This is a genomic window from Sporosarcina sp. ANT_H38, from assembly GCF_008369195.1.
In the GTDB taxonomy this organism is placed as follows: Bacteria; Bacillota; Bacilli; order Bacillales_A; family Planococcaceae; genus Sporosarcina.
In genome coordinates, this window is record NZ_VOBC01000003.1 from 466920 (window position 1) to 486108 (window position 19189).

At 40.3% G+C, this 19189-nt stretch carries 21 protein-coding genes; 2 read left to right on the plus strand and 19 right to left on the minus strand.

The features are described 5' to 3' along the window. Position 1 precedes the first annotated feature (1 nt). The 6 genes from rplI to rpsF all read right to left on the minus strand — a co-directional run bounded on the left by rplI (position 2) and on the right by rpsF (position 4745). Positions 2–451, minus strand: a complete 450-nt coding sequence (rplI, locus tag FQ087_RS17770; RefSeq protein WP_149581921.1) for a 50S ribosomal protein L9 — start codon at positions 449–451, stop codon at positions 2–4. Beyond that, a complete protein-coding gene (locus FQ087_RS17775; RefSeq protein WP_149581922.1) occupies positions 451–2427 on the minus strand; it encodes a DHH family phosphoesterase in 1977 nt (658 codons plus the stop codon). Before FQ087_RS17775 ends, rplI begins: the two co-directional genes overlap by 1 nt. Before the next feature lie 12 nt (positions 2428–2439). After that, on the minus strand, positions 2440–3378 hold the full coding sequence (locus FQ087_RS17780) for a YybS family protein (protein WP_149581923.1): 939 nt from the start codon (positions 3376–3378) through the stop codon (positions 2440–2442). Positions 3379–3583: 205 nt separating this feature from the next. After that, positions 3584–3820, minus strand: a complete 237-nt coding sequence (rpsR, locus tag FQ087_RS17785) for a 30S ribosomal protein S18 (RefSeq protein WP_067204122.1) — start codon at positions 3818–3820, stop codon at positions 3584–3586. Between the two features lie 42 nt (positions 3821–3862). Continuing rightward, a complete protein-coding gene (gene ssb, locus FQ087_RS17790; protein WP_149581924.1) occupies positions 3863–4399 on the minus strand; it encodes a single-stranded DNA-binding protein in 537 nt (178 codons plus the stop codon). A gap of 58 nt (positions 4400–4457) precedes the next feature. Further along, the gene (gene rpsF / locus FQ087_RS17795; protein ID WP_067204117.1) at positions 4458–4745 is read right to left on the minus strand and encodes a 30S ribosomal protein S6; all 288 of its coding nucleotides are present in this window, start codon (positions 4743–4745) and stop codon (positions 4458–4460) included. A gap of 148 nt (positions 4746–4893) precedes the next feature. On the opposite strand from rpsF, the gene FQ087_RS17800 reads away from it, so the two are divergent. Then, positions 4894–5475: a DUF3267 domain-containing protein gene (locus FQ087_RS17800; RefSeq protein WP_149581925.1), complete on the plus strand. Its 582-nt coding sequence runs from the start codon at positions 4894–4896 to the stop codon at positions 5473–5475. A 444-nt stretch (positions 5476–5919) separates the two neighbouring features. On the opposite strand, the gene ychF is transcribed toward FQ087_RS17800, so the two are convergent. From ychF to FQ087_RS17815, 3 genes are all read right to left on the minus strand, one after another. Beyond that, a complete protein-coding gene (gene ychF, locus FQ087_RS17805) occupies positions 5920–7020 on the minus strand; it encodes a redox-regulated ATPase YchF (RefSeq protein ID WP_149581926.1) in 1101 nt (366 codons plus the stop codon). A 120-nt stretch (positions 7021–7140) separates the two neighbouring features. Continuing rightward, positions 7141–7338 carry a DUF951 domain-containing protein gene (locus FQ087_RS17810; protein ID WP_149581927.1) on the minus strand — a complete coding sequence of 66 codons (198 nt, stop codon included), beginning with the start codon at positions 7336–7338 and terminating at the stop codon, positions 7141–7143. 33 nt (positions 7339–7371) lie between these two features. After that, complete coding sequence (locus FQ087_RS17815; protein ID WP_255452424.1) at positions 7372–8232, minus strand: mechanosensitive ion channel family protein; 861 nt, start codon at positions 8230–8232, stop codon at positions 7372–7374. 160 nt (positions 8233–8392) lie between these two features. Here FQ087_RS17815 and yyaC point away from each other — a divergent pair, with 160 nt between their 5' ends. Then, entirely contained in the window at positions 8393–9052 is a 660-nt protein-coding gene (gene yyaC, locus FQ087_RS17820) for a spore protease YyaC (protein ID WP_255452425.1), read from the plus strand. Here the strand turns inward: yyaC and FQ087_RS17825 are convergent. From FQ087_RS17825 to rnpA, 10 genes are all read right to left on the minus strand, one after another. Next, positions 8963–9667 carry a DUF554 domain-containing protein gene (locus FQ087_RS17825; protein WP_149581928.1) on the minus strand — a complete coding sequence of 235 codons (705 nt, stop codon included), beginning with the start codon at positions 9665–9667 and terminating at the stop codon, positions 8963–8965. The two genes, yyaC and FQ087_RS17825, sit on opposite strands and share 90 nt — an antisense overlap. Before the next feature lie 422 nt (positions 9668–10089). Continuing rightward, positions 10090–10929, minus strand: coding sequence for a ParB/RepB/Spo0J family partition protein (locus tag FQ087_RS17830; protein WP_149581929.1), 840 nt, complete (start codon positions 10927–10929; stop codon positions 10090–10092). Next, a complete protein-coding gene (locus tag FQ087_RS17835) occupies positions 10922–11683 on the minus strand; it encodes a ParA family protein (protein ID WP_149581930.1) in 762 nt (253 codons plus the stop codon). The genes FQ087_RS17830 and FQ087_RS17835 overlap by 8 nt, the downstream gene beginning before the upstream one ends. A 140-nt stretch (positions 11684–11823) precedes the next feature. After that, a complete protein-coding gene (gene noc / locus FQ087_RS17840) occupies positions 11824–12687 on the minus strand; it encodes a nucleoid occlusion protein (RefSeq protein WP_149581931.1) in 864 nt (287 codons plus the stop codon). A 93-nt stretch (positions 12688–12780) separates the two neighbouring features. Beyond that, positions 12781–13497 (minus strand): 16S rRNA (guanine(527)-N(7))-methyltransferase RsmG, encoded by a 717-nt coding sequence (gene rsmG, locus FQ087_RS17845; RefSeq protein WP_149581932.1) that lies wholly within the window; start codon positions 13495–13497, stop codon positions 12781–12783. A gap of 72 nt (positions 13498–13569) precedes the next feature. After that, positions 13570–15459, minus strand: coding sequence for a tRNA uridine-5-carboxymethylaminomethyl(34) synthesis enzyme MnmG (mnmG, locus tag FQ087_RS17850; RefSeq protein WP_149581933.1), 1890 nt, complete (start codon positions 15457–15459; stop codon positions 13570–13572). Positions 15460–15574: 115 nt separating this feature from the next. Continuing rightward, the gene (mnmE, locus tag FQ087_RS17855) at positions 15575–16960 is read right to left on the minus strand and encodes a tRNA uridine-5-carboxymethylaminomethyl(34) synthesis GTPase MnmE (protein WP_149581934.1); all 1386 of its coding nucleotides are present in this window, start codon (positions 16958–16960) and stop codon (positions 15575–15577) included. Between the two features lie 195 nt (positions 16961–17155). Continuing rightward, positions 17156–17929, minus strand: coding sequence for an RNA-binding cell elongation regulator Jag/EloR (jag, locus tag FQ087_RS17860; RefSeq protein ID WP_149581935.1), 774 nt, complete (start codon positions 17927–17929; stop codon positions 17156–17158). Continuing rightward, complete coding sequence (gene yidC, locus FQ087_RS17865; RefSeq protein ID WP_149581936.1) at positions 17926–18690, minus strand: membrane protein insertase YidC; 765 nt, start codon at positions 18688–18690, stop codon at positions 17926–17928. Before yidC ends, jag begins: the two co-directional genes overlap by 4 nt. An 85-nt stretch (positions 18691–18775) precedes the next feature. Beyond that, positions 18776–19117, minus strand: coding sequence for a ribonuclease P protein component (gene rnpA, locus FQ087_RS17870; RefSeq protein ID WP_149581937.1), 342 nt, complete (start codon positions 19115–19117; stop codon positions 18776–18778). Between the last annotated feature and the right edge of the window lie 72 nt (positions 19118–19189).

Genomic DNA, 19189 nt, shown 5'->3' on the forward strand with positions numbered 1-19189 from the left:
CTTATCCTTCTTCTACTACATGAACTTTAAGTGTTGCTGTAACGTCCTGGTGGATTCTGATTGGAACATTTGTGAAGCCTAGCGCACGAATTGCGTCCGGCAATTCCATTTTACGACGATCTACTTTAATGCCTTCAGTTTTATTTAATGCTTCGGCAATTTGTTTTGTTGTAATTGAACCAAATAACCTTCCGCCTTCACCAGATTTAGCTTTCATTTCAACTGTGATTTTGTCGATTTGTTCCTTCAGTACTTTTGCTTCTGCCAATTCTTCAGCTGCGTCTTTTGCAACTCGATTTTTCTGGCCTTCAAGTCTGCTGATATTCCCCGGTGTGGCTTCAACCGCCAAATTATTTTTCAGTAAGAAGTTTTGTGCGTATCCAACAGATACCTCTTTTACATCACCTTTTGCTCCAATACTTTTTACGTCTTTCAATAAGATAACTTTCATTATAAATTTCCCCTTTCTATCTTTGTATTCAATACAGCTGTTAACATTTCTTTTGCTTCTTCCACCGATTCAACGTCGAGCTGACATGCTGCGTTCGTCAAATGGCCGCCACCTCCAAGTTCCTCCATGACGAGCTGAACATTCAATTCACCGAGAGAACGGGCGCTAATTCCTATTTTACCATCTGCACGGTATGCAATGACAAATGAAGCTGCTACACCTTGCATTGTAAGAAGAATATCGGCCGTTTGAGCTATCAAAACCCCACCATAGACAACCTGATTCTGTCCTTTTGCAATGGCAATTCCATCTTCGGACAATTCAACCGTTTCAATCAGTTTGGATCGTAAAACATACGTATCGATGTCCTCTTTTAAAAGGCGCTGGACAAGTATTGTATCTGCTCCATTTGTCCGTAAATACGATGCCGCCTCAAATGTCCTCGCCCCTGTACGTAGTGTGAAGCTTTTCGTATCAACAATAATGCCTGCAAGAAGGGCGGTCGATTCAAGCATTGTAAGTTTTTCTTGTTTCGGCTGGTATTCGATTAATTCGGTAACTAGCTCGGCCGTGGATGATGCATATGGCTCCATATAGACAAGCATCGTGTTCTTAATGAACTCTTCTCCACGTCGATGATGATCGATGACAACAACCTTTTCAGCCTTATCAATAACTCGCTCATCAATAACCATACTCGGCTTATGCGTATCAACAATGATCATCAATGATTTCTCAGTGATCATGGAGAGCGCTTCATCGGGCGTAATGAATTGGCTGAATAGCTCTTCATCACGCTTGATTTCGTCCATAAGACGCGTAACACTGCCGTCTAACTCATTGAAATTGACGACTACATAACCTTGAATATTATTTTTGCGGGCCATTTTTCGTACACCAATTGCGGCACCAATCGCATCCATGTCCGGCATCTTGTGACCCATGATAAATACTTTATCACTACCTTGGATAAGGTCTCGTAAAGCATGTGAGATGACTCTTGCACGAACACGGGTCCTTTTTTCAACGGGGTTAGTCTTCCCACCGTAAAACTTCAACTTCCCGTCAGAACGCTTGATGGCCACTTGGTCACCGCCGCGTCCAAGCACAAGATCTAGACTCGACTGTGATAGTTCTCCCAGTTCAATTAGTGAAGGGGATCCTACGCCGACACCAATACTGAGCGTCAGTGCAGTACTCTGCTTGGCGGTTGTTTCCCGAATGTCATCCAAAATCGAGAACTTTGTTTTCTCCAAATTGGCCAAAGTCGCCTCATTAAATACAGCTAGAAAGCGATCAGTCGCAATTCGTTTCACAAAGATGCCGTTTTTTGTTCCCCAACTATTTACAAGTGACGTTACTAAGGAATTAAGTTGACTTCGAGTCTGATCATCCATTGCCTGCGATAGTTCATCGTAATTATCAACAAGAATAATTCCGAGAACTGTACGGTCTGCATAATAAAGAGTCTCCATTTGAAGTTGCTCTGAAATATCAAACAAATAAATGAGTTTCTCTTTTGCTTTATAAAAAACTTTATATGACTGCTCTCCAATTGTCAGAACATTATTTTCCGCTTTTTCACTTTTTAAAATTGCGTGGAACTGTCCAGATAGATCGAATAAATCATCACCGATTAAGGATTCCTGATGCGCAAATATATTTGTTGCATAGGGGTTTGCCCACTCAACAATATTTTTGTCGTTAATAAGGATGATTCCAATCGGTAATTCTAGAAGTGCTTCTTCTCCAACTTTTTTCATCCTGTATGATAGTGCTTCTATATGTTTCTCTGTTTCAATATAAGTCTGTTCTTCCATTTTCCATGCAAATCCCACTGCAACCATAAAAAAGACGGTGAAAAGAAGTCCCGACCAAAACTGGGATAAGAGCAGAAGTACTGCCGCCACCACGCCCAGAATCGACAATACTGTCAATGGATAACGTATTGCCCTTTTTCTAAAAAATGACGTCATTGTCCCATCCCCTTATTTCGACTTGTCTTTTTTAAGCCAGGCACGTATATACACTCCCGTATCAAGTATCCCGAGCATCGTTGTTATCGGAGCAAACATTAATGCAAAAATAGTGGCCACAACTGTCGCTACTTTCGGTAACTTCATTTCATTTATATAATAATGGATAAGTGAAACACCTTGCAGTAAGAACAAGAATCTTAAAACTGTAGTTGCGTTGACAATAGTCAGATAAATATTTGTCCCCGGCTTCACAGCTGCAAAGAGGGTAATAAGAAGAATAGCTCCGTACAGAATCAGCGAAATAATTGGTAGTTTCATTTCCCGGAATGGCGGAAATTTGGGAACTTCAAATCCCAGTCGCTTGGCAACTCCAAGATTTAACGTGAGAATAATGAAAGCTAACATGAAAATACTAATAATGAAGATAGACGGCATTGTGTACTCGTACATCTGGAACGTTGATGTAACGACTTCATCATAGTTGTCCGGTAAGCCACCATATTTAGACATAATCGATGTCATCCGCTCTTTTGTATCCTCCATGAACGTCATTAATTCGGCAATCATATTAAATCCAAAGAAAAGGACAGACCCGACATAGACACCCATCGCAGCGATAAGCAGGGTGAGTCCCGAAGTCATAAAGATATATAATTTTGTCTTGCCCATCATAATCGTTTCCCCAATAATGAATCCGAGAATCCCATGGACGAAAGCGAATGGGACGAGCAGAATTCCTCCGATTAGTAATGACAACATGACACCGGTCGCCAGCATAAGAAGAGACGAGGTTCGGTCATGTTTCAGTCTGTACAAAATAATTGGTAACGGAATAAAGAACATGGTGACACTTCCAAGAAACGGTGTATATAACGATACTGCAAGTAAGATTGCAAATAGCGCAATCATCATTGCTCCGTAAGTAATTTTCTTTGCATTATCTTGCATAATATTGATACCTCCGGTCTTTCGTTGGACGACTAATTCTATCCACTACTATAACTTCTAATTACTATGGATAGTTGCTTCAATTGTATCATGTTTCTTGTTTTTAAACCAAAAAAAGAACGTATGTACTATATTTTAGTTGAATAAAAAGACCGCCCCCCATACCGGTTGTGCCGGTCTGACAAGGCGGTCTATCTAAATAAAATTATCTTTCTTCCGAGCTGAATGGAAGAAGTGCCATGATACGTGAGCGTTTGATTGCAAGTGTCAGTTTACGCTGATACTTCGCGCTTGTACCAGTTACCCGGCGAGGCAAGATTTTTCCACGCTCAGAAATAAATTTCTTAAGCATATCTGTATCTTTATAATCGATTTTAGTAATGTTGTTTGATGTGAAATAACAAACTTTACGGCGTCTCTTTCCTCCACGACGTGGTGCCATAGTTTTTCCCCTCCTTACTTAATCATAATGACGGGTAGATCATCAGAACGGCAGGTCGTCGTCCGATACTTCTATCGGACCTCCGCCTGTCGAGAATGGATCTACGTCAGTACGTGTATAGTTTTGCTGATTAGGCTGTTGGTATTGTTGATTTGATTGTTGGTTTGACTGCTGATTCTGATAGCTCGGTTGTTCGCTTTGTTGAGAACCTTGGTAAGGTGCTCCACCGCCAGCTCCCGATCTATTTTCACCAGATCCATTGCGCGGTTCAAGAAACTGCGTACTGTCTGCTACAACTTCTGTAGTATAAACACGCTTTCCATCTTGTCCTTCAAAGCTGCCCGTCTGAATACGGCCATCTACTCCGACAAGACTTCCTTTTTTCAAGAAGTTTGCAACGTTTTCAGCCTGTTTTCTCCAAGCAACACAACTAATGAAATCAGCTTCTCTTTCGCCTGAAGCGCTTTGAAAAGCTCGGTTCACTGCTAACGTAAAACGTGTCACAGCAATACCGGTTTGTGTATACTTGAGTTCAGGATCTTTTGTCAATCGCCCTACTAAAACAACTCGGTTAATCATCAGAATTCAACCTCCCTCATTATTTTGTAAGTTTCACCTGTTGGCTGTTATATATGGATTAGTCTTCAATGCGGACAGTCATATGACGAAGAATATCTTCGTTGATGTTCGCAAGACGTGTAAATTCATCGATTGCTTTAGTTTCAGCATTCAACTTAATTAGTTGATAGAAACCTTCACGTAGATCGTCGATTTCGTAAGCAAGACGGCGCTTGCCCCACTCTTTCGACTCGATGTTTTCTGCACCATTAGAAAGAAGAACTTCGTCAAAACGTTCAATCAACGCTTTTTTCGCTTCATCTTCTACTGTTGGGCGGATAATGTACATAATTTCGTACTTTCTCATCTTTAGTCACCTCCTTATGGACTTGGGCCCTGCTGATTTCAGCGGGCAAGGAGTAAGTAATTATATTACTCACATCAGTACATTTTATCACAACTTCATTCATATTTCAACTATTTTCTTGTATACTTTTGAACAGAGGTGATTTTCATTGAATGAATTTCCTAAACCTGACAAAATAATTGAAATTGATTTACCAAAAGTGGCTAAGAATAGCCTAACTTTAACTTTAAGTGCTCTCCTATTATTATGGATCCTTAAAATCATTATTGAAAGAAGCTTTTCATTGTCACTCAGCTTATGGACAGTTGTTTTTTTCATTGCAGGCTATATCCTGCTGATCATTCTGCATGAATTATTTCACCTGGTTGGTTTCCGTGTATTTGGAGGCGTCCCGTGGAGAAAAATGATTGTTGGAGTCAATCTAAAAATGGGCATAGCGTATGCAACAACCGATCAACTTATGACGAACCATGCTATACGCAAAGCGCTGTTGCTACCCTTTTGGACGACAGGTATTCTTCCAGCCTTTATTGGTCTTTATATTGGCAGCGGTTTGCTAGTGAGCCTGTCTGCTTTATTAGTAGGTGGGGCAGCTGGCGACTTTGCTATGTATAAAGAATTGAAAGAACTACCTGGCGATTGGGTTGTGAAAGATGATCCCCAATTGCCGAAGCTCTATGTCTATTCCCCCGACAAGGCAATTGAGTTGGAGAACTACATCGAAAAATAAAAATGCCACTCTGGAATGTTAGATTCCAGAGTGGCATTTTTTGTACTTGAACACGTCTATCGATTAGCCATTTTCTTACTCGAAGCACCTATATGAAAAGTACACAAGTCTACATTTCCGACTCGCTTTGAACGAAATGTTCACAACATCTTTACCATCGGTTAAAATGTGGTTATTCACTCGTTCCCAAAAGCTTGAGCACTTACTGTACCTGTATCTTTGGATAGTGACGGACGGATGAACGGCCACCATACGATTAACAAAAAAGCTGCGTAAGAGTGCGACAAAGTCGCATCCCTACGCAGCTAGAAATCCCAATACTAGTGCAGTAGACGTTCAGTCCAAACTAATCCGAAAGCACCTGCACATAGGGCATTTAGTGTTTTAACACAAAAGTAAGCAGTCATTTACTGATTCACTTTGGTTAATCAACACATGTGGTACTTAAACGTTAAAGCGGAATAACATAACGTCGCCGTCTTTAACAATGTATTCTTTTCCTTCAAGGCGAACTTTTCCTGCCTCTTTGGCAGCAGCCATTGATCCTGTTGCAACAAGATCATCGTATGCTACTGTTTCAGCACGGATGAAACCGCGTTCGAAGTCAGTATGGATAATTCCAGCACATTGTGGTGCTTTCATCCCTTTACGGAATGTCCATGCACGAACTTCTTGTACACCTGCTGTGAAGTACGTTGCAAAGCCAAGAAGCTTATAAGATGCTTTGATCAGTTGATCAAGACCCGATTCCTTGATACCCAACTCTTCAAGGAACATCGCTTTTTCTTCATCTTCAAGCTCGGCCATTTCTTCTTCGATTTTTGCACAGACAACAATTACTTGAGCATTGTCTTTTTCCGCAAATGCACGGACAGCTTTAACATTCTCATTATTTTCTGCATCTGCAACTTCATCTTCCGCAACGTTTGCCACATAGAGCATCGGTTTAATCGTTAGAAGGTTCATGCCTTTTGCGAGGACAAATTCCTCGTCAGTGAATTCAACAGAACGAGCAGGCTTTTCATTTTCGAATGCTTCTCTTAATTTAATCAAGATTGGCTCTTCTGCTATTGCCACTTTGTCTTTCTGTTTCACCATTTTAGTAACACGTGCCAAACGTTTTTCAACGGCTTCCATATCTGCAAGAATCAATTCAAGATTGATGATTTCAATATCATCAATTGGATCAACTTTCCCAGCCACATGTGTAATATTTTCGTCTACGAAGCAACGAACAACTTGACAGATTGCATCCACTTCACGAATATGCATAAGAAACTTGTTCCCTAACCCCTCGCCTTTACTTGCTCCTTCAACGATTCCTGCTATATCTGTAAATTCAAATGCAGTCGGTACCGTTTTCTTCGGCGTCACTAACTCTGTCAGTTTATCTAGTCTTTCATCGGGTACTTCAACAATTCCGACGTTAGGATCAATTGTACAGAACGGATAGTTTGCCGCCTCTGCTCCCGCTTTTGTAATCGCATTGAATAATGTAGATTTTCCTACGTTTGGTAGACCGACAATTCCAGCTGTTAATGCCATTCGTTCCACAACCTTTCATTTATATGTTCATTCATACATTCTATATGCAACTCTTCCATTATAAGGACAGCAGGCCTAGTTGTCCATCTGATAGTGGAACACAACCTTAGTCTGAATAGCTCAAGACTCCGCTTTAACAAGCACTTTTTTCATCTTCTTCGTAAATTCATTGCGTGGAATCATGACGCTGTGACCGCATCCTTCACACTTTATTCGAATGTCGGCTCCCATTCGAATAATTTTCCAAGAATTCGTCCCACAAGGATGCTGCTTTTTCATTTCTACAACATCATTCAACCCGAATACTTTACCTTCCATATTAATTACACGATCCTTTCTTGTTTAGATAATCTAGTTCGCAGAAAATGATTTCGTCACCAACGTCGGATAAGGAATTTCAATTCCTTGTTGCTCCAAGTATTTCTTCAATCCAACACTAATTGTTCTTGCAGCATCAAAATGTCGCAACGGTTTCGTTTCAGCGATTATTCTGACAATCATTTCTGTTTCCGTAAAATCCTGAGCCCCAATCAATTTCGGAGTTTTGGTGAAATCATCACTACTTACCAACAATGTTGATAAGTATTTTTCGATTATCTTCTCCGCCTTATCCACACCCACTTCAAATGGTATCGCTACATCAACAATAGCCAACGAGTTTTCCATAGAGTAGTTAGTAACTTGAATAATTGTCCCGTTTGGCAAAATAGAAACTTCTCCAGTAAAACTTTTAAGCTTTGTTGTTCGTAAACCAATTTCTTCTACGGTTCCTTCTACAATTCCGATTTTCACATAATCTCCGACTGAAAATTGATCTTCAAATATAATGAAAAAGCCGGTAATAACATCTTTCACGAGGCTCTGTGCACCAAATCCAACAGCGAGTCCAAGAACACCCGCTCCTGCAAGAAGCCCTTTCACATCAATCGAGAATTCAGATAGTACTGCAAGAATAGCTGAAAAGTAGACAACATAAGATAATGTATTTTGCAGTAGCTTTACTAATGTTTTTTCACGCCTTTTTGAATGACGTAATGGACCTTTCAATTTCACCTTGAACATGTGACTGATAATAACCTTCCCTACATTAACAACGATGACAGCAAGTAGAACGATAAAGACGATTCTAAGCGCTAGCGTGCCTGTACTAATCCAAACCTTTTGACTAAATAAAATTTCCCCTACTTCTTTAAAGTCTTTTGAAATATCCACTATATTCTTCCTTCCGTATAAATAATCATTTGTAAGCATAGAATGAATTATAAAGCAAAACTTCAATCAGAGGGTGTCTCCACATCTCCCACTCATGCTTCTTCGGGTCCACCTCAAGCCTTGAAGTGGGGTCCCACTACCCGTTAATGCGGAATAAAAAATGAAATGGAGTTTTTTCATGCGAGTTTCTCTTTCTTCAGCTTACGATTATAGAGTCCATTACAAGGAGACGGGCGTCGTTTGGAAACTCAGTTCGTTATTCCTCCAACACATCCCATTCGATACGCAAGAACTCGTTTTTTTCTGCATTGGAACTGATCGATCTACCGGCGATTCACTTGGACCTCTAACCGGTTCTTTCCTATCTGAGTCTTCCCTGTTCCCATTCAAAGTAATCGGAACGCTAGAAAGCCCATTACACGCTTTGAATCTACAACAACATATAGATGAAACTCGACTTGCACATCCTTCTGCTTTCATCGTGGCCATAGATGCTTGCCTAGGACAAGTCAGTTCCATCGGTCAATTACTTTTCAATAGCGGGCCCATACAACCAGGCAAAGCAGTCAATAAAGAGCTCCCCCCTGTTGGAGATGTGTCTATTAAAGGCATCGTTAATATTGCCGGCTTCATGGAACACGCTGTTTTACAAAGTACCCGACTCTATCTTCCATATGAAATGAGTCGCACTATTGCTCGGGCATTGCAACTCGCACATGGACGCAGAAAGTCAAAAGAAGTGCAAGATCGTAACAGCAACTCCGACTACAAAAATGCCAGGAATCAGATTGGCAACTCGTACTTTAGTCAGACCAATTAAATTCAAACCAATAGCTAAGATCATCAACCCACCTGTCGCTGTCATTTCGGAGATGAAGAAATTCAATAATTCATCTGGGATGAAGCGGCTTATTTGAGTGGAAAATAACGTAATAATTCCTTGATAGAGAAGTACAGGTATAGCGGCGAATGCTACGCCGATTCCCAGTGTTGAGCTTAAAACGATTGCAGTAAATCCATCAATAATCCCTTTGGTAACAAGGACATCGTGATCATTTCTAAGCCCGCTATCAATAGCACCAATGATAGCCATCGATCCAACAACAAAAATTAGTGTAGCTGTGACAAAACCTTGGGAAATACCTGAACCCTTATCTCCTGACGGTATCTTACTCTCCATCCAATGTCCAAGATCATTCACTTTCTTATCAAGATCTATCCATTCTCCAATTACTGCACCGACAACTATACTGATAATAACTATCAATATTTGTGTACTTTCAAATGTCATTTGTATTCCAATAACTGCAACCGCCAAACCAATTCCGTACATGACGGTTTCTTTCATCCGCTCCGGTATATTATGTAAAATTCGACCCAAAAGTGCACCTGCAATTATTAAAAAAGCATTTACAATTGTTCCAAATAAAATCATCTATTCACTTCCTCTCAATCAATTACGCTTCAGTGTATTTGCGTCCAGATCGAGTTAGGAAGTTAGCCTAAGAACGTCGCATCCTTGCGACAACAGCTAACCAGCCTGCATCACGTAGGCAGTGAGCTTGCTCAATTAACTCCCTTCAAAATCTGTGACATCCGCCAAAAACTTTGGACTAACGAGGAGGGATTGAATTTCATCACTCCTTGTAACCACAGGACGCAGCTATCTTAGCCAAAGTTCTACGATTCAACAGGGGGTGGGATTCCCACTGAATTGGCTACATACTTTGTATTTATCTCCCCGCTTATAAATGAGTTAAGTCCTGTAACTGATACTTTGCTTTCAGGACAAAAAGATGTGCTGAATGAAGTTAAAAATAAAACCTATTTTGCACGGTTGGCAAAATAGGTACAACCTTACTCATTTAATAATTCAAGAATGCGCTCTAGGTCATCCTCAGAGAAAAATTCGATTTCAATTTTCCCCTTGTTTTTGGTTTTCTTGATCGATACATTTGTACCAAAGTAATCTCTTAGATTTGATTCCCGCTCGGCTAAGAATAAATCTTTACTCTTTTCCCGCTTCGTTTCACGTGGAACATCCACGTTCATTCTTTGAACGAGCTTCTCTAATTGCCGGACGTTAAGTCCTTCTTTCAATACACGCTCTGCTACAAGGATAATTTGCTCCTTTTTCCGCAGGCCAAGTAATGTCCGACCATGCCCCATCGAAATTTTACCTACTATAATGTAATTTCTTACTTTTTCAGGAAGTGAAAGTAAGCGTACGTGATTTGCGATATGAGGTCTACTTTTACCAAGTCGAAAAGCTAGTTGTTCTTGCGTAAGACCAAGATTCTCCATAAGGCTTTGATAAGCTTCGGCCTCTTCGATTGGCGTCAAGTCTTCACGCTGTAAGTTCTCAAGAATTGCAAACTCCATTGTTTCTTGATCCGTCAAGCTACGGACAACTGCCGGAATTTCAATAAGACCTGCCATTTGTGCAGCACGAAATCGCCTTTCACCTACAACTATTTCGAAGGTCGTTCCCACTTTTCGGAGAATGATTGGCTGAAGAATACCATGTTCTTTTATGGAGGCACTTAACTCTTGGATGGCATTTACATCGAATACCTTCCTTGGTTGGTACGGATTAGCTTTAATACTTTTCACATGAATATGTTCGACAGATTCTGCTTTTGCCAGCGACTCTCCAGGAAATAAAGCATTTACTCCTTTTCCAAGACCTTTAGCCATTGCGTACCACTTCCTTTGCCAAATCTAAATATACTTCCGCGCCACGTGATCTCGAGTCATAAATGATAATTGGTTCTCCGTGACTCGGCGCCTCACTCAACCTCACATTTCGTGGAATAATTGTTTTATACACTTTATCTTGAAAATATTTTTTCACTTCTTCTATAACCTGAATTCCTAAATTTGTTCTTGCATCAAACATCGTAAGTAAGACACCATCAATCATTAAGTCTTCATTTAAATGTTTTTGAACAAGTCTAATTGTACTTAAAAGTTGACTTAAACCCTCAAGTGCATAATATTCACACTGAACCGGTATGATAATTGAATCAGCAGCAGTCAACGCATTTATTGTCAGTAAGCCAAGTGAAGGTGGACAATCGATAATGATGTAGTCATATAGATTTTTTGCTTCCTGAATGGCATGTTTCATCCGTACCTCTCTAGATATAGTTGAAACAAGCTCAATTTCTGCACCCGCCAAGGATATGGTTGCCGGCACGATATCCAGGTTTTCCACTTTCGTCGAACGAATAACATCTTTTATATTGACATCATCTATTAAAATATCATAAATGCATTGTTGGACTTCTCCTTTGTTAACACCTACCCCGCTTGTTGCATTCCCTTGCGGATCAGTATCAATCAAAAGAACTTTTTTGCCAATATGAGCAAGACAAGCACTTAGATTTACGGATGTTGTCGTTTTCCCGACGCCCCCTTTTTGATTGGCGATCGCTATAATTCTGCCCACACCTTCACCTGCTTTCCTGCACTTTTATGCTCTTATATTCTTTCAATTTTATAACTTCTTCTAGTTTAACAAAAAATTCATTTTTTGTAGAGAAATATGTAGTAAAAAGACTCTTGCCTATATGGAGCAAGAGTCTTTTATCATTTCTTTTTTGGTATTTTAACTGTAATTATATAAAAGTCGTCTGAATCTTCTTCTTCTGTTTTTAAATCTATTCCACTTTTCGTAACTAATACAAGTGATTGCCTGATTGTATTAAGAGCAATTCGGACATCTTTACTTACCGATTTCCTCCGAGGTCCTGTCTTTTTATCTTTCACATTATCTGGAGGGTGTAAAACTTGAAAAATCCTAGCCTCAAGCTGTTTGACATTCAAATGTTGTTCAATAACTTCCTTGTAAAGCTGCGATTGTAATTCGCTATCTTTAATAGGAATAAGCGCTCTTGCGTGTCGCTCTGATATTTCTTTTGTTAATATTCCATTTTTTATTTCATCTGGCAACTTCAGCAACCGTAATTTATTTGCAACGGTTGATTGACCTTTTCCTAACCTTTGCGCTAACGCTTCCTGAGTTAAAGAATGCAGTTCAAGAAGTTTTTCATAGGCATAAGCCTCTTCAATTGCAGTCAATTCTTCGCGCTGTAAGTTTTCAATTAGTGCAATAGATGCAGTTTCTTTGTCATCAAGGTTTCGAATGATCGCCGGTACTTCCGACCATCCTAGCTTTTTCATCGCACGGTATCTACGTTCTCCAGCGATGATTTCATATTCTTTATCACCCATTTTTCGAATGACGATTGGCTGGATGACACCATGCGTATGAATTGTCCTAGCAAGTTCTTCAATCTTATCCTCGGAAAAAATCGTACGTGGTTGAAACTTATTTGGATGTATTAACTCAATTTTTACTTGTTCAATTACTTCGTGACGAACCTCTTCACCTACTTGTGGATTTAATTCCTTTTCTCCACTCCCAAAAAATCGTGAAAACGGACTTTTCATTCCCGGCACCACCTTTTCAATACTGCTCCTAATTCAACTATTTCGGCACGGCGATAGTATATCCTCTTAACTTATTGTTCCACGTGAAACAGTTTACTGGATTGGCGACTTACCTGGAACACCTGGTTTACGAGGATACTTTTTAGGAGTTATTTTGTCTTTATCAAAAACAAAAATATTCCGCTCACTATTTTCAATTGGCAAAATAAACGAATGCTGTTTTTTGATGGTAGCTCCGAGAACGGAAAGTGCTTTTTTTGCATCTGCTAATTCGTCTTCTGCAGCTGCACCCTTCATCGCAATGAAGATTCCACCTTTTTTAACTAGAGGTATACATAACTCCGCTAAGACAGAAAGACGAGCAACTGCACGCGCAGTAACAATATCAAACTTTTCACGATAATTCGAATCTTGTCCAAAGTCCTCAGCTCTTGCATGAACAAAGTGTACATTTTCAAGTTGAAGTTCTTCGGCTAATACTTTTAGAAAACCAATTCTTTTATTTAATGAATCTACAATTGTCACGTCTAAATTCGGAAAACAAATTTTCAACGGAATACTTGGAAATCCAGCTCCCGCACCTACATCACAAATTGTTTTTTGTTCATTCAAATTAATATAAAAAGCCGCTGATATAGAATCATAGAAATGTTTTAAGTAAACTGAAGGCGCGTCTGTAATGGCCGTCAAGTTCATCTTTTCATTCCATTCTACCAACAGTTTAAAATATTGGTTAAACTGTGCTATCTGCGTATCACTCAAATTAATACCTTGTTCTTTTAAAGCCTGTATAAATTGCTCTATATTCATCAATATTCCCCCCATGAGAAAAGCGTAAGCGGTCCTTACTAGATAATACTATCAAAGACCGCGTTAGCTAATTTAGCCCGAAATCTTAGCAATTCTTCCCTGTTCAATATAAACAAGAAGAATTGAAATGTCGGCTGGATTAACGCCGGATATGCGGGATGCTTGCGCTATGGATAATGGTCTTACTTCACTTAGCACACTTTTCGCTTCCGTCGCGATACCAGATATTGCATTATAGTCAATATTATCGGGTATTTTTTTGTTCTCCAACTTTTTCATTTTATCTACTTGTTGCATTGACTTCTCAATATAACCTTCATACTTAATGGAAATTTCAACTTGCTCTTCTACTTCTTTAGATTTCTTTTCCTCTGGTGGAACAATTCTTTCTATCTGGCTATATTTTATTTCAGGTCGTTTTAAAAGATCTGCTGCCTTCATCGGTTCTCTAATTTCTGAGCCGCCCGTTTCACGTATGATTTCCTGAACATTACTATCAGGTTTAATCGTCACTTTCCGCAGCCTGACGATTTCTTCTTCAACTTGTAGCTTCTTCACTAGGTGGGCATCATGTCGCTCTTCACTAATCATCCCAAGTTTGTACCCAATTTCTGTAAGGCGCATATCTGCATTATCATGACGCAATAACAGTCGGTATTCTGCACGTGATGTCAGAAGTCTATACGGTTCGCTTGTCCCTTTTGTAACAAGATCGTCGATGAGGACGCCTATATACGCATCTGCACGCCCTAGAACACATTCTTCTTTCCCCAGCGCGCGCGAAGCTGCATTTATACCAGCCATGATTCCTTGCCCTGCTGCTTCTTCGTAGCCGGATGTACCGTTGAGCTGGCCGGCTGTATACAAATTACGGATTCTTTTTGTTTCAAGTGTTGGCCATAATTGCGTAGGGACGATTGCGTCATACTCAATTGCATAACCTGCACGCATCATTTCCGCATTTTCAAGTCCCGGTACGCTTGCAATTAATTGTTTTTGAACGTGTTCAGGCAAGCTTGTTGATAATCCTTGGACATACACTTCTTGCGTATTACGGCCTTCTGGCTCAAGGAAAATCTGATGACGTGATTTATCGGCAAATCGTACAATTTTATCTTCAATTGATGGGCAATAACGTGGACCTTTCCCTTTAATCATCCCTGAATACATCGGTGACAAGTGAAGGTTTTCATTGATAAGTTCATGTGTTCTTGGAGAAGTATATGTTAACCAACACGGCAGTTGGTCTGTGATGAATTCAGTCGTTTCATAACTGAATGCCCACGCTGTATCGTCACCGGGTTGGATTTCAGTTTTGCTATAATCAATTGTTCTGCTATTCACACGTGGCGGTGTCCCTGTTTTGAATCTCACCATGTCAAAACCAAGTTCGCGAATGTTATCTGCAAGTTTAATTGAAGGCATTTGGTTATTCGGTCCACTTGAATATTTCAGGTTACCGATAATAACTTCACCACGAAGGAATGTACCTGTTGTTATTATAACTGTTTTAGCACGGTAAATTGCCCCTACTTGTGTAAGTACCCCTTTTACTTCATCGTCTTCCACGATCAGCTCTTCTACAACACCTTGGTTAAGAAGCAGATTTTCCTGTTCTTCCAGAAGACGTTTCATTTCTGACTGGTAAAGGACTTTATCGGCTTGCGCACGAAGCGCTCGCACTGCAGGTCCTTTCCCTGTATTCAACATCCGCATTTGAATATGTGTTTTGTCGATTACTTTCCCCATTGCACCGCCAAGTGCATCAATCTCGCGTACGACGATTCCTTTAGCGGGACCGCCAATCGACGGATTACATGGCATAAAAGCAATCATGTCGAGATTCATTGTAAGTACGAGCGTTTTTGCACCCATTTTAGCAGCAGAAAGTGCCGCCTCAACCCCGGCATGGCCGGCTCCTATGACAATAACGTCGAACGTGCCTGCTTCAAATTTTGGCATGTTCTTTTCCTTCTTTCTATAAAGTAATTCAAAAAGCTCGATGAAAAGTAGTACCAGGACTCAGCACAAGGCCAATTCCCCTTTCCATTCGTTCTTTTTGAACACTTATCTTATTTTATTTTCCGAGGCAGAATTGAGAAAATAGCTCATTAAGCAAGCCATCTTGGACAGTGTCCCCAATAATTTCACCGAGAATTTCCCACGTCCGTGTAACGTCAATTTGAATCATATCGACTGGAACGCCTGCTTCAGCAGCCGCGATCGCGTCTTCAATTGTTGCGCGGGCGTTGTGTAACAGTGCGATATGTCGTGCATTTGAAACATATGTGAAATCGCCTGATTCAAGGTTTCCTTCGAAAAAGAGTCCAGCGATTGCTTCTTCTAGCTCATCTACCCCTTCGTCTTTCAAAAGGGAGGTTGTGACGACTTTACCAGTACCGGCATGTTCCATCACTTTTTGCATATCAATTTTTTGTGGAAGATCGGTTTTATTGATGACAAAGATTGTATCCATTCCCGATACAACTTCAAATAGTCGTTCGTCTTCTATCGACAGCTCTTCGGAACTATTAAGGACCAGTAAAATTAAATCTGCTTCCTTCAACACTTTCCTCGACTTTTCGACGCCGATTCTTTCCACGATGTCTTCCGTTTCCCTAATCCCGGCTGTATCGACGAGACGCAGCGGAACACCTCGCACATTGACGTACTCTTCAATAATATCACGCGTCGTCCCCGCAATGTCAGTTACAATTGCTTTATTTTCTTGAATGATACTATTTAGTAATGAAGATTTCCCTACGTTTGGCCTTCCAATGATAACTGTAGATAGGCCTTCTCGTAATATTTTTCCTTGGGATGAAGTATTCAACAGCTTATCGATTTCATTTTTCACCCACGCACTTTTTTCAATCATCAGCGGGATTGTCATTTCTTCAACGTCATCGTATTCCGGATAATCGATGTTCACTTCAACTTGAGCCAGCGTTTCAATAAGCGCTTGTCGTAATTCCCCTATCAACCGAGAAAGTTTTCCTTCCATCTGATTGAGCGCGACATTCATAGCACGGTCTGTCTTCGCACGGATAAGATCCATGACCGCCTCGGCTTGAGATAAATCTATGCGCCCATTAAGAAATGCACGTTTCGTGAATTCACCCGGCTCCGCAAGACGTGCTCCTTGTTTCAGCACTAACTGAAGAACACGAGTGACAGCAACAATTCCTCCATGACAATTTACTTCTACAACGTCTTCACGTGTAAAGGTTTTTGGTGCCTTCATGAGAGAAACCATTACTTCTTCAACAACTTCATCGGTTGTTGGATCTATTAAATGACCATAGTGGATTGTATGTGATCGCTCTTCATTTAACCTCTTACCAGACGGTGAACGGAAAATACGATCCGCTATTTGGACAGCCTCGTCCCCACTTAACCTGACGATGGCAATTGCACCTTCCCCCATTGGAGTCGAGATGGCAGCTATTGTATCAAAATGCACGTTTTTCACCTTCCTGACTTGGTTACTCACATGTGGATAACCTATTTCGGACACGACTATCTAACATAATATATTATCACAAATTCGCGCATCCTCCTAATGTCGCAATTTAAAAAATGTGGATAAGTTAAGTGGCATTCCCAATTAATACAAAAAAGTCCCACAGAGACAGGGTTCGTCTTTGCGGGACTCTTTTTACCTAATGGATTCGATGACTAGATACCTGTAAGGATCAGATCCTTCTGAATACGTTTCAATATCTAGTCTTCGTGATAAAGCGTTATGAATAACTTTCCTTTCATAGGAAGCCATTGGTTCAAGTTGAATTTTTTTGCCGGTACGGACTGCTTTATCGGCCATCCGTTCGGCTAGTTGTTCCAACGATTGTTCACGACGCTCCCGATAATCACCTACATCTACTCGGACAACCTTAAATTGATTTGAGGATTTGTTCGTTACAAGTTGCGATAACTGCTGGAGTGCGTTTAGTGTTTGTCCGCGTTTTCCAATCAGCAACGCTGCTTTTGCGCTTTCCATTTGGAAAGTAACATATTTACCGGCAACTTCATGGCTGATTTTAATATCATCGATACCCATATTGGTTGCAATCATTTTTAAATAGTGTTCTGTTTCCGCAATTGCTACTTCATCAGACAATCCTTCAATTTGGATTTCTTCGTTTTCTACAAGTGTTTCATCGGATTCAACTACGACTTCTACCTCAAATGGTTGAATTTCCATTATAGGTTCGGTTTCTTCAGGCACCGATACCTCTTCAGAGACGGAAGGTTCTTCAAAATTTACGATAGTCACGGTCACTTCAGCTTCTTTTGCACCGAAACCCAGAAATCCTTTTTTCCCCTGATTGATCACTTCGACTTCTACTTCATCACGCATAACGCCAAGTGATGCTAATGCTGATGAAATCGCTAATTCAACCGTGGTTCCCCTTCGCGTCATCTTTGTCATTTCCGTTTCCCTCCCACTTTTACAAGTTCCACTTCTTTTTTCTTAAATGGTTTGTAAATGAAGATGTTTTGGATAATTGAAATGATATTACCGATCACCCAATACAATGAAAGTGCTGCCGGCAAGAATGAACCAAAGATCATAATCATGAATGGCATGATATACATCATTATTTTCATCTGCGGGTTGTCCATTGCAGGACCTGTACGAAGAACGATGAACTGCATGGCTCCAGCTAAAACAGCAAGTGTAATACTTGGTGCTGCAAGTTCAAACCATAAGAAATCTCCAATATCGTATGTGACATTCATTCGGCTGATGGCATGATAGAAGCCAAATAGGATTGGCATCTGGATGAGGACTGGTAAACAACCTGCCGCCGGATTAATTTTACGTTCTGACATAATTTTTTGCATTTCTTCACGGTACTTTTGTTGTGTAACCGCATCTTTTGATTTGTACTTCTCTTTGAGTGCTTTCAGTTCAGGCTGGATTTCCTGCATCCGTTTTGAACTCTGCGTCTGTTTGATCATTAATGGAAGCAAGACAAGTCGAATGATAATTGTAACTGCGACAATTCCGTACCCGTATGTTCCTAATATGTCTTTAAATGTCGTTATAAGAGAAACTAACGGCCAAACAACAAATTTGTTCCAAAATCCTTCACTGCTCTCGTAAATTGGTTCTTGGAACTCCGAACATCCTGCAAGAAATACTGACAATGCTGTCAGCATGAGGACTAGCGCTAATTTCTTTTTCAAATCAGTTCCCCCAAATCTTATCTTCTTCAATATAAAAGGCCCTATCGACCAATACTAACAGTTTATCACGTTCATTTACTTCCTTCTACTTCTTTAAGACACGAGAAATACGCAGGACGTGCTGCAAACTTTTCTTCGTTTCGTGAAAATCTAATGTGGCCGCCTGATGTCTGGCGATGATGACATAATCCATATCGTTCCGCAGTTCGTCTTTCACTTCCAGGAAGGACTGTCGTAAATACCGTTTGATCCTATTTCGGGCGACTGCATTACCTACTTTTTTGCTGACGGACAGACCAATTCTGAATTCTGGCTGATCTTCCTTCCTATAGGAATATACAACAAATTGGCGATTAGCAAACGACTTCCCTTTTTTGAAGACTTCTTGGAATTCCTCGTTTTTCTTTATTCGTTGACGTCTATTCATATAATACACCTGCTCCGTCATCTATAATTATAGTTCTTCATTAATAAACAAGAAAAAAGACCACTGAAATGT

What these genes read in the sequence shown, in the direction of transcription:
- mnmG (WP_149581933.1), bottom strand. Translation starts at nt 15,459, where the DNA reads ATGCCAAAATTTGAAGCAGGCACGTTCGACGTTATTGTCATAGGAGCC.
- rsmG (WP_149581932.1), bottom strand. Translation starts at nt 13,497, where the DNA reads ATGAATATAGAGCAATTTATACAGGCTTTAAAAGAACAAGGTATTAAT.
- FQ087_RS17780 (WP_149581923.1), bottom strand. Translation starts at nt 3,378, where the DNA reads ATGCAAGATAATGCAAAGAAAATTACTTACGGAGCAATGATGATTGCG.
- yyaC (WP_255452425.1), top strand. Translation starts at nt 8,393, where the DNA reads ATGAAATGGAGTTTTTTCATGCGAGTTTCTCTTTCTTCAGCTTACGAT.
- rpsR (WP_067204122.1), bottom strand. Translation starts at nt 3,820, where the DNA reads ATGGCACCACGTCGTGGAGGAAAGAGACGCCGTAAAGTTTGTTATTTC.
- noc (WP_149581931.1), bottom strand. Translation starts at nt 12,687, where the DNA reads ATGAAAAGTCCGTTTTCACGATTTTTTGGGAGTGGAGAAAAGGAATTA.
- FQ087_RS17810 (WP_149581927.1), bottom strand. Translation starts at nt 7,338, where the DNA reads ATGGAAGGTAAAGTATTCGGGTTGAATGATGTTGTAGAAATGAAAAAG.
- ssb (WP_149581924.1), bottom strand. Translation starts at nt 4,399, where the DNA reads ATGATTAACCGAGTTGTTTTAGTAGGGCGATTGACAAAAGATCCTGAA.
- FQ087_RS17830 (WP_149581929.1), bottom strand. Translation starts at nt 10,929, where the DNA reads ATGGCTAAAGGTCTTGGAAAAGGAGTAAATGCTTTATTTCCTGGAGAG.
- rpsF (WP_067204117.1), bottom strand. Translation starts at nt 4,745, where the DNA reads ATGAGAAAGTACGAAATTATGTACATTATCCGCCCAACAGTAGAAGAT.
- jag (WP_149581935.1), bottom strand. Translation starts at nt 17,929, where the DNA reads ATGACAAAGATGACGCGAAGGGGAACCACGGTTGAATTAGCGATTTCA.
- FQ087_RS17825 (WP_149581928.1), bottom strand. Translation starts at nt 9,667, where the DNA reads ATGATTTTATTTGGAACAATTGTAAATGCTTTTTTAATAATTGCAGGT.
- rplI (WP_149581921.1), bottom strand. Translation starts at nt 451, where the DNA reads ATGAAAGTTATCTTATTGAAAGACGTAAAAAGTATTGGAGCAAAAGGT.
- FQ087_RS17775 (WP_149581922.1), bottom strand. Translation starts at nt 2,427, where the DNA reads ATGACGTCATTTTTTAGAAAAAGGGCAATACGTTATCCATTGACAGTA.
- ychF (WP_149581926.1), bottom strand. Translation starts at nt 7,020, where the DNA reads ATGGCATTAACAGCTGGAATTGTCGGTCTACCAAACGTAGGAAAATCT.
- rnpA (WP_149581937.1), bottom strand. Translation starts at nt 19,117, where the DNA reads ATGAATAGACGTCAACGAATAAAGAAAAACGAGGAATTCCAAGAAGTC.